Annotated in this window: 18 protein-coding genes; 15 read left to right on the top strand and 3 right to left on the bottom strand. The window is 66.2% G+C overall.

The genetic code is table 11. The annotated features are described in order from the left end of the window. Positions 1 to 215: 215 nt before the first annotated feature. The 4 genes from SPHI_RS11275 to SPHI_RS11260 all read left to right on the top strand — a co-directional run bounded on the left by SPHI_RS11275 (position 216) and on the right by SPHI_RS11260 (position 4,433). Entirely contained in the window at positions 216 to 1,499 is a 1,284-nt protein-coding gene (locus tag SPHI_RS11275) for a 3-methyl-2-oxobutanoate dehydrogenase (2-methylpropanoyl-transferring) subunit alpha (RefSeq protein WP_076745046.1), read from the top strand. 193 nt (positions 1,500 to 1,692) lie between these two features. Beyond that, the gene (locus SPHI_RS11270) at positions 1,693 to 2,697 is read left to right on the top strand and encodes an alpha-ketoacid dehydrogenase subunit beta (RefSeq protein WP_076745079.1); all 1,005 of its coding nucleotides are present in this window, start codon (positions 1,693 to 1,695) and stop codon (positions 2,695 to 2,697) included. A 6-nt stretch (positions 2,698 to 2,703) separates the two neighbouring features. Beyond that, complete coding sequence (locus tag SPHI_RS11265; protein ID WP_076745045.1) at positions 2,704 to 4,038, top strand: dihydrolipoamide acetyltransferase family protein; 1,335 nt, start codon at positions 2,704 to 2,706, stop codon at positions 4,036 to 4,038. After that, positions 4,038 to 4,433: an SRPBCC family protein gene (locus tag SPHI_RS11260; RefSeq protein ID WP_076745044.1), complete on the top strand. Its 396-nt coding sequence runs from the start codon at positions 4,038 to 4,040 to the stop codon at positions 4,431 to 4,433. Before SPHI_RS11265 ends, SPHI_RS11260 begins: the two co-directional genes overlap by 1 nt. Positions 4,434 to 4,583: 150 nt before the next feature. On the opposite strand, the gene SPHI_RS14895 is transcribed toward SPHI_RS11260, so the two are convergent. Further along, positions 4,584 to 4,727 carry a lmo0937 family membrane protein gene (locus SPHI_RS14895; protein WP_144036192.1) on the bottom strand — a complete coding sequence of 48 codons (144 nt, stop codon included), beginning with the start codon at positions 4,725 to 4,727 and terminating at the stop codon, positions 4,584 to 4,586. Positions 4,728 to 4,947: 220 nt separating this feature from the next. On the opposite strand from SPHI_RS14895, the gene rimP reads away from it, so the two are divergent. From rimP to SPHI_RS11245, 3 genes are read left to right on the top strand one after another with little or no spacing between them, the layout of a single operon-like run. Next, a complete protein-coding gene (gene rimP, locus SPHI_RS11255) occupies positions 4,948 to 5,499 on the top strand; it encodes a ribosome maturation protein RimP (protein WP_076745043.1) in 552 nt (183 codons plus the stop codon). After that, complete coding sequence (gene nusA, locus SPHI_RS11250) at positions 5,499 to 7,106, top strand: transcription termination factor NusA (protein WP_076745042.1); 1,608 nt, start codon at positions 5,499 to 5,501, stop codon at positions 7,104 to 7,106. Before rimP ends, nusA begins: the two co-directional genes overlap by 1 nt. Further along, on the top strand, positions 7,106 to 7,345 hold the full coding sequence (locus SPHI_RS11245; RefSeq protein ID WP_076745041.1) for a tautomerase family protein: 240 nt from the start codon (positions 7,106 to 7,108) through the stop codon (positions 7,343 to 7,345). The genes nusA and SPHI_RS11245 overlap by 1 nt, the downstream gene beginning before the upstream one ends. Before the next feature lie 178 nt (positions 7,346 to 7,523). On the opposite strand, the gene SPHI_RS11240 is transcribed toward SPHI_RS11245, so the two are convergent. Then, complete coding sequence (locus tag SPHI_RS11240; protein WP_076745040.1) at positions 7,524 to 7,829, bottom strand: GIY-YIG nuclease family protein; 306 nt, start codon at positions 7,827 to 7,829, stop codon at positions 7,524 to 7,526. A 68-nt stretch (positions 7,830 to 7,897) separates the two neighbouring features. On the opposite strand from SPHI_RS11240, the gene SPHI_RS11235 reads away from it, so the two are divergent. The 3 genes from SPHI_RS11235 to rbfA all read left to right on the top strand — a co-directional run bounded on the left by SPHI_RS11235 (position 7,898) and on the right by rbfA (position 12,012). After that, entirely contained in the window at positions 7,898 to 8,605 is a 708-nt protein-coding gene (locus tag SPHI_RS11235; protein ID WP_076745039.1) for a DUF448 domain-containing protein, read from the top strand. Next, positions 8,602 to 11,511, top strand: a complete 2,910-nt coding sequence (gene infB / locus SPHI_RS11230) for a translation initiation factor IF-2 (RefSeq protein ID WP_076745038.1) — start codon at positions 8,602 to 8,604, stop codon at positions 11,509 to 11,511. Before SPHI_RS11235 ends, infB begins: the two co-directional genes overlap by 4 nt. A 114-nt stretch (positions 11,512 to 11,625) precedes the next feature. Beyond that, on the top strand, positions 11,626 to 12,012 hold the full coding sequence (gene rbfA / locus SPHI_RS11225) for a 30S ribosome-binding factor RbfA (protein WP_076745037.1): 387 nt from the start codon (positions 11,626 to 11,628) through the stop codon (positions 12,010 to 12,012). Between the two features lie 101 nt (positions 12,013 to 12,113). Here the strand turns inward: rbfA and SPHI_RS11220 are convergent, their stop codons facing one another. Beyond that, a complete protein-coding gene (locus SPHI_RS11220) occupies positions 12,114 to 12,578 on the bottom strand; it encodes a DUF4126 family protein (RefSeq protein ID WP_076745078.1) in 465 nt (154 codons plus the stop codon). Positions 12,579 to 12,683: 105 nt separating this feature from the next. Here SPHI_RS11220 and SPHI_RS11215 point away from each other — a divergent pair, with 105 nt between their 5' ends. The 5 genes from SPHI_RS11215 to pnp all read left to right on the top strand — a co-directional run bounded on the left by SPHI_RS11215 (position 12,684) and on the right by pnp (position 18,045). Beyond that, a complete protein-coding gene (locus SPHI_RS11215) occupies positions 12,684 to 13,277 on the top strand; it encodes a thymidine kinase (RefSeq protein ID WP_076745036.1) in 594 nt (197 codons plus the stop codon). 306 nt (positions 13,278 to 13,583) lie between these two features. Then, positions 13,584 to 14,282 carry a site-2 protease family protein gene (locus SPHI_RS11210; RefSeq protein ID WP_076745035.1) on the top strand — a complete coding sequence of 233 codons (699 nt, stop codon included), beginning with the start codon at positions 13,584 to 13,586 and terminating at the stop codon, positions 14,280 to 14,282. Continuing rightward, positions 14,279 to 15,274, top strand: a complete 996-nt coding sequence (gene truB, locus SPHI_RS11205) for a tRNA pseudouridine(55) synthase TruB (RefSeq protein ID WP_076745034.1) — start codon at positions 14,279 to 14,281, stop codon at positions 15,272 to 15,274. Before SPHI_RS11210 ends, truB begins: the two co-directional genes overlap by 4 nt. Positions 15,275 to 15,294: 20 nt before the next feature. After that, positions 15,295 to 15,564 carry a 30S ribosomal protein S15 gene (gene rpsO, locus SPHI_RS11200; protein WP_076745033.1) on the top strand — a complete coding sequence of 90 codons (270 nt, stop codon included), beginning with the start codon at positions 15,295 to 15,297 and terminating at the stop codon, positions 15,562 to 15,564. A gap of 156 nt (positions 15,565 to 15,720) precedes the next feature. Then, complete coding sequence (gene pnp / locus SPHI_RS11195; protein WP_076745032.1) at positions 15,721 to 18,045, top strand: polyribonucleotide nucleotidyltransferase; 2,325 nt, start codon at positions 15,721 to 15,723, stop codon at positions 18,043 to 18,045. The last annotated feature ends 174 nt before the right edge of the window (positions 18,046 to 18,219 follow it).

Raw genomic sequence — 18,219 nt, 5'->3', positions numbered from 1 at the left:
ACGACTCGGTTAAGCTATTCGTTCCTATTTTGTTCCGTTTGTTGTTGGAGTCAATCGGGCGACTCGCCAGTGGCATAGCGCAGGTCGTCATCCGCCAGCCGCCCTTTGCCCAGCGGAATTTAGACTTGGCAGTTATAACCCTCGCTTGAAATTTTGTTTCAACGAAGCAATGAGGGCTGCGGCGCGTTGATGACGCGTCATCGAACGGAGAGACCATGGCGGACGCCGCCCGCAGCAACCTGCCCCCGCTCGCGCTGCATGTGCCCGAGCCCAAGTTCCGCCCTGGCGACACGGTGGATTTCGCCGATGTCGAGATCCCAGCCGCCGGCTCGGCGCGCCGCCCCGATACCACCGAGGATCCGCGCGGGTTCAGCGAGCTCGTCTATACGATGGTGCGCGTGCTCGATGAGGACAATCGCGCCGTCGGGCCGTGGGATCCCAAGCTGTCGCCTGACACGCTGCGTCGCATGCTGCGCCACATGGCGCTGGTGCGCGCGTTCGACGAGCGGATGTTCCGCGCGCAGCGGCAGGGAAAGACCAGCTTCTACATGAAGTCGCTGGGCGAGGAGGCGGTGGCGGTGCCACAGGCCTATGCGCTCGACGCCGACGACATGTGCTTTCCGTCGTACCGCCAGCAGGGCCTGCTGATCGCGCGCGGCTGTCCGTTGGTCGACATGATGAACCAGATCTATTCGAACCGGGGCGACAAGCTGCAGGGCAAGCAGCTGCCGATCATGTATTCGGAAAAACGCTTCGGTTTCTTCTCGATCTCCGGCAATCTGACGACGCAATATCCGCAGGCGGTGGGCTGGGCGATGGCGTCCGCGTCCAAGGGCGACACGCGGATCGCGGCGACGTGGTGCGGGGAGGGATCGACCGCGGAAGGCGACTTCCACTCCGCATTGACGTTCGCCACCGTTTACCGCGCGCCGGTGATCTTCAACGTGGTCAACAACCAATGGGCGATCTCCAGCTTCTCAGGCTTTGCCGGGGCGGAGGCGACGACCTTTGCGGCGCGGGCGATCGGTTACGGGATCGCGGGCTTGCGAGTCGACGGCAATGATGCGCTGGCGGTCTATGCGGCGACCCAATGGGCGGCGGAGCGCGCGCGGACCAATGCCGGGCCGACGCTGATCGAGCATTTCACCTATCGCGCCGAGGGGCATTCCACCTCCGACGATCCGACGCAATATCGCTCGGCGGGCGAGCCGACGGCCTGGCCGCTGGGCGACCCGATCCGGCGGCTGAAGGATCATCTGATCGCCATCTGCGAGTGGGACGAGGAGCGGCACGCGGCGATGGACCGCGAGGTCGCCGACGAGGTGAAGGCGGCGCAAAAGGAAGCCGAGAAGAACGGCATCCTGGGCCATGGGCTTCACCAGCCGCTCGATACGCTGTTCGACGGGGTGTTCGAGGAAATGCCGTGGCATTTGCGCGAGCAACAGGCGCAGATGCTGGCGGAAGAGGCGGAAAGCGGGCGGCCATGGGATCGCAAGTGATGCTTTTTCCTAGGAGCGTCATCCCCGCGGAGGCGGGGATCCATACACGCAGCGTATCGATGGAGCCGCACCCTCAGCGGCTATGGATTCCCGCCTGCGCGGGAATGACGGAGTGGGTCTGGTGAGTGATGTGACCGGAACAGACGGTGCAGCGGTAATGCAGGCCGAGTCGGAAACCCTCGACACCACCCGCATGAACATGATCCAGGCGATCAACTCCGCCATGGACGTGATGATGGAACGCGACCCCGGCGTCGTGGTGATGGGCGAGGACGTCGGCTATTTCGGCGGCGTGTTCCGCGCCACCGCGGGGCTGCAGGCGAAATACGGCAAGACGCGCGTGTTCGACACGCCGATCACCGAAATCGGCATCATCGGCGTGTCGATCGGCATGGGGGCTTATGGCCTCAGGCCCGTGCCCGAGATCCAGTTCGCCGATTACATCTATCCCGCGCTTGACCAATTGGTCAGCGAGGCGGCGCGGCTGCGCTACCGCTCGGACGGGGAGTTTACCGCGCCGATCACGGTGCGATCGCCGTTCGGCGGCGGCATCTTCGGCGGGCAGACGCATTCGCAAAGCCCGGAGGGCATCTTCACGCACGTATCCGGCCTCAAGACGGTCATCCCCTCGACGCCGTACGACGCCAAGGGGCTGCTGATCGCGGCGATCGAGGACAATGATCCGACGATCTTCTTCGAGCCCAAGCGCATCTACAACGGGCCATTCAACGGCCATTGGGATCGCCCGGCGGCGAACTGGTCAAAGCATCCCGGCGGCGAAGTGCCGACGGGTTACTACAAGATCCCGCTCGGCAAGGCGGCGGTGGTGCGCAAGGGCGAAGCGGTGACGATGCTCGCGTACGGCACGATGGTGCATGTGTGCGCGCAGGTGGTGGAGGATACCGGCGTCGACGCCGAGATCATCGATCTTCGCACGCTTGTCCCGCTCGACATCGAGACGATCGAGGAAAGCGTGAAGAAGACCGGGCGCTGCCTGATCGTGCATGAGGCGACGCGCACCAGCGGCTTCGGCTCGGAGCTGTCGGCGCTGGTGCAGGAGCGGTGCTTCTACCACCTCGAGGCGCCGGTGGAGCGGGTGACGGGGTTCGACACGCCATATCCGCACAGCCTGGAATGGGCGTATTTCCCCGGCCCCGTGCGCATCGGCATGGCGCTCAAGAAGATTCTGAAGGACTGATCGGCAATGGCGCGTTTTACCTTCAAGCTGCCGGACATCGGCGAAGGCATTGCCGAGGCGGAGATCGTCGGCTGGCACGTCAAGGTCGGCGACCGGGTCGAGGAAGACCAGAATATCGCCGACATGATGACCGACAAGGCGACCGTGGAGATGGAATCGCCGGTGTCGGGCACGGTCGTGGAGCTGGCCGGCGAGGTCGGCGACCAGGTGGCGATCGGCGCAATGCTGGTGGTGATCGAGACCGAGGCGGAGGTTTCGGCTGAGGCTGACGTCGAGGAGAAGCTCGGCGGTGAAGACGAGGCCGAAGCGTTCGAGGCGGAGAATCCGGGGGTTGAGGAGGTGGTGGCCGAAGCTCCCCTCCCGCTTGCGGGAGGGGCTGGGGGAGGGCCTGTCCCGGCTCCGGCCGATCGCGAGCAACCGACAGCCCCTCCCCCGACCCCTCCCGCAAGCGGGAGGGGGGAAGAAGAGCGCCCCTCAGCCGCGATCCTCGCCTCCCCCGCCGTTCGTGCGCGGGCGAAGGATCTTGGTGTTGACCTGTCGCAGGTGAAGATCGCCGAGGGTGACCGAATCCGGCACGCCGACCTCGACGCTTACCTGCGCTATGCCGGCGGGCAGGGGTATCATGCGCCGCACGCGAGCCGCGCGCGCGAGGACGAGGCTGTGCGCGTGATCGGCATGCGCCGGCGCATCGCGGAGAACATGGCGGCGTCGAAGCGCAACATCCCGCACTTCACCTATGTCGACGAGATCGACGTCACCGCGCTGGAAGACATGCGCGCTGACCTCAACGACAATCGCGGGGGCCGGCCGAAGCTGACCATGCTGCCGTTCCTGATCGTCGCGATCTGCCGCACGCTGCCGCAATTCCCGATGCTCAACGCGCGTTACGACGACGAGGCCGGCGTGGTGACTCGGTCGGGGCGGGTGCATCTGGGCATGGCGGCGCAGACCGATGCGGGGTTGACGGTGCCGGTGATCCGCGATGCGCAGGACAAGAACGTCTGGCAGCTCGCCGGCGAGATCGGGCGGCTGGCGGAAGCGGCGCGGACGCAGAAGCTGAAGCCGGAAGAGCTTGGCAACGGGACCATCACGGTCACCTCGCTGGGGCCGCTGGGCGGAATCGCGACCACGCCGGTCATCAACCGGCCCGAAGTGGCGATCATCGGGCCGAACAAGATCGTCGAGCGGCCGGTGTTCCGGGGCGACGACATCGTGCGCGCCAAGCTGATGAACCTGTCGATCAGCTGCGACCATCGCGTGGTCGATGGCTGGGATGCGGCGAGCTATGTCCAGGCGGTGAAGAAGCTGCTCGAAACGCCCGTATTGTTGTTCGCCGACTGATGCTGCCGGCAATTGTTCTGTCCGTCACGATCAACCGGCCGTGGCGAGATGTCTATGAGGCGTTCTGGCGCCCGACCGACTTCCAGCGCTGGGCCTCGGGGCTGAGCGAATATGCGTTGCGGCAGGACGGCGACTCATGGGTCGGCAAGGGCGCGGATGGCGACATCCGCGTGTTCTTCACGTCCCACAACGATCTTGGCGTGATGGATCACCGTGTTCATCCGGAAGGAGCGGACGAGGTGCACGTGCCGCTGCGCGTGATCGCCAATGGCAACGGCGCGGAGGTGCAGCTGACGCTGTTCCGCCAGCCGGACATGGACGATGAGGCGTTCGCGCGCGACCGGCGCTGGATCCGCAGCGATCTGGCCAAGCTCAAGGCGCTGGCGGAGCGCTGATCGCGTCATGCCGGGCCCTTGGGCGTAGCTCAGGACAGGCCTGTCCCGGCATCCAGGGTGCCTGGCACTCTCAAGCCGGAGAGCGCGCGGAACACTGGACCCCGGCACAACGCCGGGGTGACGAAGGTACGATGATCCGAGTTCGCCGCGCTACGCCCGGCGGCCGGTGAACAGCTGCACCAGCCCGACGATCAGCGCGATCACCAGCAGGATGTGGATCAGGCCGCCCGCCACGTGCAGGCTGAAGCCGAGCAGCCAGAGGATCACGAGGATAACGACGATGGTCCACAACATGGCACTGGCTCCCTTGAACGATCCTTGTTGAACGAGAGGCGCACGTGCCCGTTCCGCTGGCGCAGCAACATTTCGTTACAAGCGCGAGCGCTGTATGGCGGGGATTGTGCGCTTGGCGCATCCGTTCTATATCGCCTGTGCTTTCTCTTACATCGTTAGATGCAAGGGGTCGCGGGGCGAAGCTCCGCGGCGGCAAAAGACCTGTGTTGATGGAGCCCTGATGGCGGAAGTTGCCGCGCTTGACCGACTGATCGAGACCGAAGCGAGTGCGCTCGGGTTCGACCTCGTGCGCGTGGCGCTGTTCGGCAAGGGGGACGAGCGCACGCTCCAGGTGATGGCCGAGCGGCCGGATACGCGCCAGCTGACGATCGACGATTGCGCCGATCTGTCGCGCCGTATCTCCGATGTGCTCGACAAGCTTGAGGAAGAGGGGCGCGATCCGATCGAGGGCGCGTATCGCCTCGAAGTGTCGAGCCCCGGCATCGACCGCCCGCTGACGCGCCTGTCGGATTATACCGACTGGGCCGGGCATGAGGCGAAGCTGACGCTCGATGCGCCGCTTGACGGGCAGAAGCAGTTTCGCGGCGAGATCGAGAGTGTCACCGGGGAGGATGTCGCGATCCGCAACCGTACCGGCAGCGTGGCGACCGTGCCGTTTGCGCGCATCGTTGATGCCAAATTGGTGCTCACCGACAAATTGATTGCAGCGACCGTTCCGCTCTCGATCGAGGGTGCGGACGAAGAAGAAATCGAAGCAGAGGAATCCGAGTAATGGCTACCGGCGTCACCGCGAACCGCGCGGAACTGATCGCGATCGCCAACAGCGTCGCATCGGAAAAGATGATCGACAAGGGCATCGTCATCGAGGCGATGGAGGATGCGATCCAGCGCGCCGCGCGCACCCGCTACGGCCAGGAAATGGACATCCGCGCGAAGCTCGATCCGAATAACGGCGACCTGCGCCTGTGGCGCGTCGTGGAGGTGGTCGAGGAAGTCGACGACCTCTACAAGCAGGTTGACGTCGCCGGCGCGCAGAAGCTGCAGGCGGGCGCGAAGGTCGGCGATTATCTGGTCGATCCGCTGCCTCCGATCGAGTTCGGCCGCATCCAGGCGCAGGCCGCCAAGCAGACCATCTTCCAGAAGGTTCGCGATGCCGAGCGCGAGCGCCAGTATGAGGAATTCAAGGACCGCGCCGGCGAGATCATCACCGGCGTCGTCAAGCGCGTCGAGTTCGGCCACATCGTCGTCGACCTGGGCCGCGCCGAGGGCGTAATCCGCCGCGACGCGCAGATCCCGCGCGAAGTGGTGCGCGTGAATGACCGTATCCGCTCGCTGATCCTCAAGGTGGTGCGCGAGAACCGCGGCCCGCAGATCTTCCTCAGCCGTGCGCATCCAGACTTCATGAAGAAGCTGTTCGCGCAGGAAGTGCCCGAGATCTACGACGGCATTATCGAGATCAAGGCCGCCGCCCGCGATCCGGGTTCGCGCGCCAAGATCGGCGTGATCAGCCACGATTCCTCGATTGACCCGGTCGGCGCCTGCGTCGGCATGAAGGGCAGCCGCGTCCAGGCCGTCGTGCAGGAAATGCAGGGCGAGAAGATCGACATCATCCCCTGGTCGCCCGACATCGCCACCTTTGTCGTCAACGCGTTGCAGCCGGCCAATGTCAGCCGCGTGATCATCGACGAGGAAGAAGAGCGTATCGAGGTCGTTGTGCCTGACGACATGCTCAGCCTCGCGATTGGTCGTCGCGGTCAGAACGTGCGGCTCGCGTCGCAGCTGACCGCCAAGGCGATCGACATCATGACCGAAACCGATTCGTCGGAGAAGCGTCAGCAGGACTTCGTCGCCCGCACCGAGACGTTCCAGAACGAGCTCGACGTCGACGAGACGCTGGCGCAACTGCTGGTCGCCGAGGGCTTCACCGAGCTGGAAGAAGTGGCGTACGTCGAGCTCGACGAGCTCGCCGCGATCGAAGGCTTCGACGAGGATCTCGCGCAGGAGCTGCAAAGCCGTGCCGCCGAGGCGATCGAGCGTCGCGAACAGGCGAACCGCGACGAGCGCCGTGCGCTGGGCGTGGAGGATGCGGTGGCCGAGCTTCCGCACCTGACCGAGGTGATGCTGGTCACGCTGGGCAAGGCGGGCATCAAGACGCTCGACGATATTGCCGATCTCGCCACCGACGAGCTGATCGAGAAGAAGCGCGCCGAGCCGCGTCGCCGCAACGAGGACGCGCCTAAGCGCCCCGAGCACAAGGGCGGCGTGCTGGGCGAATATGGCCTGACCGAAGAGCAGGGCAACGAGATCATCATGGCGGCGCGTGCGCATTGGTTCGCCGATGAGGAAGCGGCTCCCGCCGAGGAGGCGTCGGAGGCCTGATGCCCTTCGTGTCGATCAGGCTGGCAGGCTCCGCGACCAAGGAGCAGAAGGCGGGGATCGTGGCTGACGTCACCTCCTCGCTCGTCACGCGGCTGGGCAAGAACCCTGCGGCGGTGCAGGTCGTGATCGATGAGGTTTCGACGGAGAATTACGGTGCCGGCGGCGTGCTGATCGTGGATCGGGACGCAACCAAAGCGGGACCAAGCGAGGGAGACGCGCATGCGGGTTCCTCGCAATGATACGCTAGCGACGCTTCGGCAGGTTGGGAATCGTGACGCGGGTCTTGAGTCCGCGCTCCGCGACTTGAGTCCACTCCGTCATGCCGGCCTTGTGCCGGCATCCACCGGGCCACGTACTCAACGGGCGTGGGACTCGCGGATGAGTGGATGTCGGCACGAGGCCGGCATGACGGGCGAGCTAGAGCGGCGACAGGCCGAGGCTGATTGCCAAGTCTTCCCAGAACGGGTTTTCGCGTTCGATCAGGTTGAGCTTGTATTGGCGCGGCCATTTCTTGATCCGCTTCTCGGCGGAGATGGCCCCTTCCATCGTGTCGGCCACATCGTACCAGACGAGTCGCAGCACGCCGTACCGGCTCGTGAAGCCTGCGGACGTGCCATCGCGATGCTGCATCAGACGGCCGATCAGGTTCGACGTGACGCCGATGTACAGCGTGCCATTGAAGTCGCTCGCCAGGATATAGACGCATGGTTGCCGATCCCGCATGCCGGCGAGAGTGCCGATGGGTGGATGCCGGCACAAGGCCGGCATGACGGCGGAACGGAGGCGCGCGCATGAGTGATCCCATCCGCACCTGTATCCTCTCCCGCGAGGAATCCCCGCGCGACGGGCTCATCCGACTCGTGCTCGCCCCCGACGGCCGCGTCCTGCCCGATGTGCGTGCCAAGGCGCCGGGGCGGGGGGCGTGGATCGGCGTCGACTCGGCTGAATTCGCCACCGCGCAGGCCAAGGGCAAGCTGCGCGGGGCGCTGGCGCGGGCGTTCAAGACCGGGGACTTCACGGTTCCGGACGATCTGCCCGCGCTGACCGCCGCCGCGTTGGAGCGCAATGCGCTCGACCGGCTCGGGCTGGAGGCGCGATCGGGCATGCTGCTCACCGGATCCGATCGGATCGGCGAGGCGGCGCGTGCGGGCAAGCTCCACGCGCTCTATCATGCCGCCGATGCCAGCGAGGATGGGCGGCGCAAGCTCGCGCAGGCATGGCGCGTCGGATCGGACAAGGAAGGTTCCGGTCTGGGGGGCTTGGTTCTGCCGATCCCACGCCCCATATTGTCGATGGCGCTGGGCCGCGAGAACGTGGTACATATCGGCGTCACCGATCGCATGGCGGCCGGCAGGTTGGGCGAAGCGCTCGATCGCTGGCGGCGCTTTATCGGCCCTGATCTGACCTACGCACCTTGCGCAACGGCCGCGCAAGGCGCATCGGCGCCCGGCATTTCCGGGCACCAACCGGCCGTGACGACACACGAGGAATTTGAGTGAGCGAGACCGACAACGATAAGCCGAAACTTGGCATGCGCGCGCCTCTAGGCGTTCGGCGCACGGTCGAGACCGGCAAGGTGAAGCAGAGCTTCAGTCACGGCCGCTCGAATACCGTGATCGTCGAGACGAAGAAGGCCCGTACGTTCCGCAAGCCGGGCGATCCTGCCCCTGTGGAAACGGTTGCCGCGCCAACGCCGGCGCCTGAACCCGTTGCGCCGGTCGAGCGCCAGGCGCCGCCGGCTGCGCCCGCGCCGTCCAACGAGACGCCGCAGGAGCGCCAGGCGCGTCTGCTGCGCGAGGCCGAGGAACAGCGCATGCAGGCGCTGGAAGAGCAGCGGCATCGCGCCGATGCCGAGCGTGCCCGCGCGGCCGAAGAAGAGAAGCGTCGCGCCGAGGAGCGCGCAGCTGCGGCCGCTGCAGAGCCGGCGGCGCCAGAGGCTGCGCCCGCCCCTGAGCCAATTGCCGCGCCGGAACCCCCGGCCGCCCAGCCCGCGCCGGTGAACGAACCGCCGGTGGTGCGTACGGGTGCCCCGATCATGTTCCGCCCGGTCGTCTCGACGCCGGCACCCCAGGCGCCGGCGGTTGAGGCCCCGGCTTCCGAGCCAGCGGCCTCCGAGGCCCAGGCTCCCGAAGCGCCGGTTGCCGAAACTCCGGCGGCGGCTGCCGCGCCGACCGCTCCCGAGTCCGCGCCTGCGCCTGCCCCCGCTGCGCCGGTTGCTGCGCCTACGCCACCGGCGCGCACGCCCGCCCCGCCGGCACGACCTCCGGTGCTTGAGCTTGGCCGCGATCCGTCAATGCCGGCGCCGCGCCGCTTCTCGCCGGTCGCCCGGCCGGAAATTCCCAAGCCGCAGCCCAAGCCCGAGCCGAAGCCGGCTCCGGCAGCAGCGCCGGCGGCGACAACGGCTGCATCTGCATCGCCGTCGCAGCCGCGCAGCCTGCCTTCGGGCCAGGCGACGCCACGCAGCAACGCCGCACCGGCGCGTCCGCAGCAGCGCGATCGCAAGGGCGATGAGCGCCGTGGCGGCAAGCTGACCGTCAATCGTGCGTTGAACGAGGACGGCGCGCGCGCCCGCTCGCTCGCCGCGCTGAAGCGTGCCCGCGAAAAGGAAAAGCGTGGCTGGACCGGCCCCCGCGAGCCGCAGGCCAAGCAGGTTCGCGATGTGCAGGTGCCCGAGGCGATCACCGTCCAGGAACTGGCGAACCGCATGGCGGAGCGTGGCGCGGATCTCGTCAAGGCGCTGTTCAAGATGGGCTCGCCCGTCACCATGACGCAGACCATCGACCAGGATACGGCCGAGCTGCTGGTGACCGAGTTCGGCCACAATGTGGTGCGCGTCAGTGACAGTGACATCGACCTGGTGCTCGACACCGCGCCGGACAATGAGGCCGATCTGAAGCCGCGGCCGCCTGTGGTCACGATCATGGGCCATGTCGATCACGGCAAGACCAGCCTGCTCGACGCGCTGCGCGGCACCGATGTGGTGCGCGGCGAGGCTGGCGGCATCACGCAGCATATCGGCGCCTATCAGGTGACGCTGAAGGACAAGTCGAAGATCACCTTCCTCGACACCCCGGGCCACGAGGCGTTCACCGCTATGCGCGCGCGCGGTGCTGATGTCACCGACATCGTGGTGCTGGTGGTCGCGGCCGACGACGGGCTGATGCCGCAGACGATCGAGGCGATCAACCACACCAAGGCGGCCGGCAAGCCGATGATCGTGGCGATCAACAAGATCGACAAGCACGACGCCAATCCGCAGCGGGTGCGCGAGCGGTTGCTCGAGCATGACGTGCAGGTCGAGATGATGGGCGGCGAGACGCAGGACGTCGAAGTGTCGGCGCTGAAGAAGACCGGGCTCGATGAGCTGATCGAAAAGATCCAGCTTCAGGCCGAGCTGATGGACCTTCGTGCAAACCCGAACCGCGATGCCGAGGGCAGCGTGATCGAGGCGAAGCTCGACAAGGGCCGTGGTCCGGTTGCGACGGTGCTCGTCACCCGCGGCACGCTCAAGGTCGGCGACGTGTTCGTCGTCGGCGCCGAGAGCGGCAAGGTGCGTGCTTTGGTCGACGACAAGGGTCGCCAGATCAAGCAGGCCGATCCGTCGATGCCGGTCGAGGTGCTAGGCATCTCGGGCACGCCGTCGGCGGGCGACCAGCTCCAGGTGGTCGAGAACGAGAGCCGTGCGCGCGAAGTGGCCGAATACCGCCAGGGTGTCGTGCTCCAGAAGCGCACCACTGCGGCGCCGGCGAGCCTCGAAAGCATGTTTTCCGCTTTGGCGGCGAACAAGGCGATCGAATATCCGCTGGTCGTCAAGGCCGACACGCAGGGCACCATCGAGGCGATCGTCGCATCGCTCAACAAGCTGTCGACCGACGACATTCGCGTGCGCATCCTGCACTCGGCCGTGGGCGGCATCACCGAGAGCGACGTCAATGCGGCGGCGGCGAGCGGAGCGCCGATCATCGGCTTCCACGTTCGTGCCAATGCCAAGGCGCGCGAGATCGCCGATCGGCACCAGGTAGCCCTTAAGTATTACGACGTCATCTACGACCTGATCGACGAGATCCGGGCGGGCATGGCGGGCGAGCTGGGTCCCGAAGCATTCGAGACGGTCGTCGGTCGTGCAGAGATCCGCGAGGTCTTCTCGGCGGGCAAGCATGGCAAGGCCGCCGGTCTGCTGGTGGTCGAGGGTGCGATCCGCAAGGCGCTCAAGGCGCGCATCACGCGCAACGACGTCATCATCTACAACGGCGAGATTGCCTCGCTGCGTCGCTTCAAGGACGATGTGGCCGAGGTCCGCGCGGGGCTGGAGTGCGGCGTGACCTTCACGCAGAACTTCACCGACATTCGCGCGGGCGACTTCCTCGAAACGTTCGAGGTCGAGCTGCGCGAACGCACATTGTAATCACCGTCATGCCAGCGAAGGCTGGCATCTCATGCCGCGGGGACGACCTTCTGGTCCGTCCCTGCGGCCTGAGACCCCAGCCTTCGCTGGGGTGACGCAGCCTGGGGCCGCGTCATGACCGAACAACCCGAGAAATCAGTCCGCACCCTGCGCGTTGGTGAACAGGTGCGACATATCCTGTCCGAGATCCTGCAACGCGGCGATGTGCATGATGACGTGCTCGCCACCCACATGGTGAGCATTACCGAAGTGCGCATGTCCCCCGACCTTCGCCATGCGACCGTGTTCGTGAAGCCGCTGCTGGGCAAGGACGAGGAGAAGGTGCTCAAGGCGCTGCGCACCAACACTGCGTATCTGCAGCGTGAAGTCGCCACCCGCGTGAAGATGAAATATGCCGCGAAGCTCAAGTTCTTGGGGGACGAAAGCTTCGACGAGGGCAGCCATATCGACCAGCTGCTCCGCTCGCCCGCCGTGGCGCGCGATCTCGGCGGGGACGAGTAAGCCTTCGTCATCCCGGGCTTGACCCGGGATCCCGCTTCTTCTTCTTGCCGCCTTGCGAAAAGGCAGCGGGACCCCGGCTCAGGCCTGGGGTGACGGCAAGTTCAGACCGTCTGTCCCGCGAGTGTCGGATCAGCCGCCGCCAGCCCCGTCGCCAGCACCAGCGCATCCTCGACGAACCCGGTCGCGGTCTGGCCGTAGCGCTCCATCGCCGTCACCCGCAGCTTCCACCCGATCCACGACGTCGCCAGCGCCGTGCCGAGCGCGATCGCCGCACCCGTCACGCGCTGCCCCTTGGGTGCCACCGCCGCGCCGGCATAGGCAGAGGTGATGCTGCGCACCGCAAGGCCGATCGGCACGATCCGGTCGGGCGCGGTCTTCTGCTTGTCGCCCGCCATCTCCGCCGCGCTCAGCGCCACTGCACCGCCCGCGATCAACGGGTTCTTGAACAGCTTCGCCAGCGGCATGTCCTCGTCCAGCATGCCGCGACGCCCCGCCGCCGCGAGGGCAGCGAGCGGCACGATCCCGCGTTGCCCGGCGGCAAGCCCGATCAGATAGGAGCGAAGCATGGCAGATCCTTCCATTAGTTCGCGCCAAGAATGGCCGGCCGCCGCTTCGTATCCCGCGCGCATCAAAACAGTGGCGCGTGCCGTCGCGATGGAGGACACCGCCGCATGGCCAAGCTGTATTTCTATTATGCCAGCATGAACGCGGGGAAATCGACCAACCTGCTGCAAGCGGACTTCAACTATCGCGAGCGGGGGATGCAGACGATGCTGTTCACTGCCGCGATCGACGATCGCTTCGCGGCCGGTACGATCAGCTCGCGTATCGGCCTGTCTGCACTGGCGACGATGTTCGACGCAACGACCAACATCGCCGCTTGCGTGCTCGATCGTCACGCCGAGGCGAGCGTCGCCTGCGTGCTGGTGGACGAGGCGCAGTTCCTGACCAGCGCACAGGTCGACCAGCTCGCGCGCCTTGCCGATCGCGACGGCATTCCGGTGCTCGCTTATGGCTTGCGCACCGACTTTCGTGGGGAGTTGTTCGAAGGCTCGGCGCGGCTGCTGGCGCTGGCGGATGCGCTGATCGAGATAAAGTCGGTGTGCGCATGCGGGCGCAAGGCGACGATGAATTTGCGCGTCGATGCAGAGGGGCGGCCGGTCGCGGCCGGGGCGCAGACCGAGATCGGCGGGAACGACCGCTATGTTGCGCTGTGCCGGCGGCATTTCGGGGAGGCGCTGGCGGGCGGCGGGGTGGCGGTTTGAGCCTTTGATGCCCCGTTCGTGCCGGGCGACCGGCACGCGCCGCAAGCGCACCGCTCCGGGCATGTCCCTCGACTACGCTCGGGACGAACGGAGGTTATGTCGCGCCACTCTTCACTCGGTCATCCCGGCCTTGTGCCGGGATCCAGCCATTCGCATACCTAACGGCTTGACGGTGTGCGGCCGGTGAATGCCGGGACAAGGCCGGCATGACGGCTCGGCTTGGGCGCCCGCTCCCATGCCAACGGATAAAGTCCGTCACGCGCGAGTCGCTGGCGCTCCCCCCTCCGCCCCCCTATCTCGCGGGGCATGACCCCCGACAATCCCGTCTATGCCGCCGCGGTGTGGATCATCCCGCTCGTCATCGCGATCGTGTTCCATGAGGTCGCGCACGGGTTAATGGCGCGCGCACTGGGCGATCCGACGGCGCAGAACCTCAATCGGCTGTCGTTCAATCCGCTGCGCCATGTCGATCCGGTCGGCACGGTGATCCTGCCGCTCGGCCTTGCGCTCGCCAAGGCGCCGGTGTTCGGCTGGGCCAAGCCGGTGCCGGTCGATCACCGGCGGCTGCGGAACCCACGCTGGGGCATGGTCGCCGTCGCGCTCGCCGGGCCGGGGATGAACTTCGCTCTGGCGGCAGTTGCGGCGATCGTGATCGGCTTGAGCTTCGGCCAGCTGGAAGCGCCGCCCCAGGGGCTGGCCGGCTTCGTCATGGCGAACCTCGTCAATTTCCTGCTGATCAACATCTTCCTCGCCGTGTTCAACCTGTTGCCGATCCCGCCGTTCGATGGTGGCCATGTGGTGCAGGGCGTGCTGCCGCGGCGGCTGGCGGCCGATTGGGCGAAGCTGGCGCGGTTCGGCTTTCCGCTGGTGATCGTCCTGCTCGTCGTGGTGCCGATGATCTGGCCGGGGGCGAGCATCGTCGCCAAGCTGGTCGGCCCGCCGGCGGACTGGCTGGTGCGGCAGTATCTCGAATTCGCGCAGCTGTTCGCCGGAGGACCGCGGTGAACGGTTGGCTGATCCTCGACAAGCCGCTCGGCCTTGGCTCGACCCAGGGCGTGAGTGCAGTGAAGCGCGCATTGCGCGAGGGCGGCTATGGCAAGGCAAAGGTGGGGCATGGGGGGACGCTGGACCCGCTCGCCTCGGGGGTGCTGCCGATCGCGCTGGGGGAGGCGACGAAGCTTGCCGGGCGGATGCTCGACAGCGACAAGGTGTATGATTTTACGGTTCGCTTTGGGGTGGAGACGGATACGCTCGACGCTGAGGGGAAGGTGATTGCCGAAAGCGAGGTGCGGCCGTCGCTTGCCGAGGTGGAGGCAGTGCTCCCGCGGTTTACCGGCGCGATCGAGCAGATGCCGCCGGTGTATTCGGCGCTGAAGGTGGATGGGCAGCGCGCCTATGATCTGGCGCGGGCTGGCGAAGAGGTGGTGCTCAAGTCGCGCGCGGTGACGGTGTTTTCGCTCCATTCCTCCCCGGAACGGGGTGGGGGACCGGCGAAGCCGGTAGAGGGGCTGGAGCGCGGAACGGTTCCGCCTGGCCAGCCCCTCCAACACTCGCCTGCGGCGAGCGGTACCCCTCCCTGTTCCGGGGAGGAATTGCAGGAAATCACCCTCACCGCGCATGTTTCGAAGGGCACCTACATCCGCTCCCTCGCGCGCGACATCGCGCTTGCGCTCGGCACAGTGGGCCACGTCACCTATCTGCGCCGCATCAAGGCCGGGCCGTTCGACCTCTCGCACGCGATATCGCTGGACAAATTGGCCGAAGCCGCTAAGGCGCGCGAGCTTGAACAGATACTTCTGCCGTTGAGGGCAGGGCTGGACGACATCCCGGCTCTTTCCCTCACCCCCGACCAGGCAGGGGCGCTCCGCCAGGGGCGTGTTCTGGGCGGGATCGCTGCCGACGATGGCCAGTATTTCGCCTGCCTGCACGATGTGCCGGTGGCGCTGATCGAGGTCCAGGCCCGTGAGGGCCGTGTCGTTCGCGGCTTTAACCTATAGATGGTGTCGAAGGAAAACACGTGACGATCACTGCAGAACGCCGCCAGGAACTCATCAAGGATCACGCCCGCGCCGAAGGCGACACCGGTTCGCCGGAAGTCCAGGTCGCGATCTTGACCGAGCGGATCCGCAACCTGACCGAGCACTTCAAGGGCCACGCCAAGGACAACCATTCGCGTCGCGGCCTGCTGATGATGGTCAACAAGCGTCGTTCGCTTCTCGACTATCTCCGCAAGAAGGACGGGGATCGCTACCTCGCCCTCATCGCGAAGCTCGGTCTTCGCAAGTAATCACGGGAAGGGCGCCCTCGCGGCGCCCTTCTTGCATATGCGCTTCGCGTGTCGCGAGCGTGCAACGCCAGGGGGCAATAAGGCCCGACTGGCACGAGCCAAGACTGGCTCAAGCAGGCCCCGGCTGCATAGGGCGGCCGGAGTGAAGGAAATCACATGTTCGACAAGAAAACGGTAAGCATCGAGTGGGGCGGCAAGACCCTGACGCTCGAGACGGGCAAGGTTGCCCGCCAGGCCGACGGCGCGGTGATCGCGACGCTCGGTGAAACGGTGGTGCTGTGCGCCGTCACCGCGGCCAAGACGGTCAAGGAAGGGCAGGATTTCTTCCCGCTCACCGTCCACTATCAGGAAAAGTTCTCCGCCGCCGGTCGCATCCCGGGCGGCTTCTTCAAGCGTGAGCGTGGCGCGACCGAGAAGGAGACGCTGGTTTCGCGTCTGATCGATCGCCCGATCCGCCCGCTGTTCCCCGAAGGCTTCTACAACGAGATCAACGCCATCGCTCAGGTGCTGAGCTATGACGGCGAGAATGAGCCGGACATCCTCTCGATGGTCGCCGCGTCTGCGGCACTGACGATTTCGGGCGTGCCCTTCATGGGCCCGATCGGCGCGGCGCGCGTCGGCTACATCGATGGCGAATATATCCTCAACCCGACCGACAAGCAGGTCGAAGAGGGTCAGCTCGATCTGGTCGTCGCCGCCACCTACGACGCGGTGATGATGGTCGAATCCGAAGCCAAGGAGCTGTCGGAAGAGATCATGCTGGGCGCCGTGCTGTTCGCGCACGATGCGTGCCGTGAAGTCGTCAAGGCGATCGTGAAGCTCGCCGAGCAGGCCGCCAAGGATCCGTGGGAGCTGGCGCCGGTCGACGACAAGTCGGCAACGCTCAAGAAGCTCGACAAGGCAATCGGCAAGGACATCGCCGCCGCCTACAAGCTGACCGACAAGCAGCAGCGCCAGAACGCGCTGAACGAGGCGCGCGCCAAGGCCCGCGAGGCTTTCGCTGACCTAAAGGAAAGCGATCCCGCCCAGTATCTCGGCACGCTGAAGCTGGTGAAGAAGCTGGAAGCGAACATCGTTCGTCAGGCGATCCTGAAGGACGGCAAGCGCATCGACGGCCGCACCACCACGCAGATCCGTCCGATCGAGGCGGAAACGCACTTCCTGCCGCGTGCCCATGGCTCGGCGCTGTTCACCCGTGGCGAGACCCAGACGATCGCGACCGCGACGCTCGGTACCCGCGATGCGGAGCAGATGATCGACGGGCTGAACGGCCTGTCGTACCAGCACTTCATGCTGCACTATAACTTCCCGCCGTACTCGGTCGGTGAAGTGGGCCGCTTCGGCGCGCCGGGCCGCCGCGAAGTCGGCCATGGCAAGCTGGCATGGCGTGCGCTGCACCCCGTGCTGCCGAGCAAGGAAGACTTCCCCTACACCATCCGCCTGACCAGCGACATCACCGAGTCGAACGGCTCGTCGTCGATGGCGTCGGTGTGCGGCGGGTCGTTGGCGCTGATGGATGCGGGCGTGCCGATCGCACGTCCGGTCTCGGGTATCGCCATGGGCCTGATCCTGGAAGGCAAGGATTTCGCGATCCTGTCGGACATCCTGGGTGACGAGGATCACCTCGGCGACATGGACTTCAAGGTGGCGGGCACGTCCGAAGGCATCACCACGATGCAGATGGACATCAAGATCGCCGGCATCACCAAGGAGATCTTCGAAGCCGCGCTTCACCAGGCCAAGGAAGGCCGTGCGCACATCCTGGGCGAGATGAACAAGGCGCTGGGCGAGACCCGCACCGAGCTCAGCGCGCACGCGCCGCGCATCGAGACGCTGCAGGTCGACAAGTCCAAGATCCGCGACATCATCGGCACCGGCGGCAAGGTGATCCGCGAGATCGTCGCCACCACCGGTGCGAAGGTCGACATCGACGACGAGGGCGTGGTGAAGATCAGCTCGTCCGATCACTCGCAGATCGAGGCCGCGATCAACTGGATCAAGGGCATCGTCGAAGAGGCCGAGGTCGGCAAGATCTACACCGGCAAGGTCGTCAACATCGTCGACTTCGGTGCGTTCGTGAACTTCATGGGTGGCAAGGACGGCCTCGTCCACGTCTCCGAAATGAAGAACGAGCGCGTCGAGAAGCCGGGTGACGTCGTGTCCGAAGGCCAGGAAGTGAAGGTCAAGGTCCTCGAGATCGACCCGCGCGGCAAGGTTCGCCTGTCGATGCGCGTCGTCGACCAGGAAACCGGCGCCGAGCTGGAGGACACCCGTCCGGCGCGCGAGCCACGTGAGCCGCGCGGTGACCGTGGTCCCCGCCGTGAAGGCGGCGGCGATCGTGGCGGGCGCGGTGGTGACCGGGGCGGCGACCGTGGCCCGCGTCGTGATCGTGGCCCCCGCCGCGAGCGTTCGGAAGGCGGCAACGAAGACGGTCCCGCGCCCGAATTCGCCCCCGCGTTCCTGACCAACGACCGCGACTAAGCGATCCACCTTCGGGTGACATGAAGAGGGCCCCGGCAGCGATGCCGGGGCCCTTTTTGTTTCGCGGGCGATCCGCTCACCGTTCGTGCCGAGCGAAGTCGAGGCACGGGCAATAGGCGTGGGGTTCGTGGGGCATGTCCCTCGACTTCGCTCGGGACGAGCGGGGGAGTGTGC

Origin of the sequence: Sphingomonas jeddahensis, assembly GCF_001981525.1 — a bacterium.
In the GTDB taxonomy this organism is placed as follows: domain Bacteria; phylum Pseudomonadota; class Alphaproteobacteria; order Sphingomonadales; family Sphingomonadaceae; genus Sphingomonas; species Sphingomonas jeddahensis.
The sequence above is the reverse complement of the archived record's forward strand: the minus strand, read 5'-3'. Positions and strand labels throughout refer to the sequence as shown.

Excerpts from the sequence above, each read along its gene's own strand:
- SPHI_RS11210 (WP_076745035.1), top strand. The coding sequence starts at position 13,584 with ATGACCCCCGACAATCCCGTCTATGCCGCCGCGGTGTGGATCATCCCG.
- SPHI_RS14895 (WP_144036192.1), bottom strand. The coding sequence starts at position 4,727 with ATGTTGTGGACCATCGTCGTTATCCTCGTGATCCTCTGGCTGCTCGGC.
- nusA (WP_076745042.1), top strand. The coding sequence starts at position 5,499 with ATGGCTACCGGCGTCACCGCGAACCGCGCGGAACTGATCGCGATCGCC.
- SPHI_RS11245 (WP_076745041.1), top strand. The coding sequence starts at position 7,106 with ATGCCCTTCGTGTCGATCAGGCTGGCAGGCTCCGCGACCAAGGAGCAG.
- rimP (WP_076745043.1), top strand. The coding sequence starts at position 4,948 with ATGGCGGAAGTTGCCGCGCTTGACCGACTGATCGAGACCGAAGCGAGT.
- rbfA (WP_076745037.1), top strand. The coding sequence starts at position 11,626 with ATGACCGAACAACCCGAGAAATCAGTCCGCACCCTGCGCGTTGGTGAA.
- SPHI_RS11270 (WP_076745079.1), top strand. The coding sequence starts at position 1,693 with ATGAACATGATCCAGGCGATCAACTCCGCCATGGACGTGATGATGGAA.
- SPHI_RS11265 (WP_076745045.1), top strand. The coding sequence starts at position 2,704 with ATGGCGCGTTTTACCTTCAAGCTGCCGGACATCGGCGAAGGCATTGCC.
- SPHI_RS11215 (WP_076745036.1), top strand. The coding sequence starts at position 12,684 with ATGGCCAAGCTGTATTTCTATTATGCCAGCATGAACGCGGGGAAATCG.
- pnp (WP_076745032.1), top strand. The coding sequence starts at position 15,721 with ATGTTCGACAAGAAAACGGTAAGCATCGAGTGGGGCGGCAAGACCCTG.
- SPHI_RS11240 (WP_076745040.1), bottom strand. The coding sequence starts at position 7,829 with ATGCGGGATCGGCAACCATGCGTCTATATCCTGGCGAGCGACTTCAAT.
- SPHI_RS11235 (WP_076745039.1), top strand. The coding sequence starts at position 7,898 with ATGAGTGATCCCATCCGCACCTGTATCCTCTCCCGCGAGGAATCCCCG.
- SPHI_RS11275 (WP_076745046.1), top strand. The coding sequence starts at position 216 with ATGGCGGACGCCGCCCGCAGCAACCTGCCCCCGCTCGCGCTGCATGTG.
- SPHI_RS11260 (WP_076745044.1), top strand. The coding sequence starts at position 4,038 with ATGCTGCCGGCAATTGTTCTGTCCGTCACGATCAACCGGCCGTGGCGA.
- SPHI_RS11220 (WP_076745078.1), bottom strand. The coding sequence starts at position 12,578 with ATGCTTCGCTCCTATCTGATCGGGCTTGCCGCCGGGCAACGCGGGATC.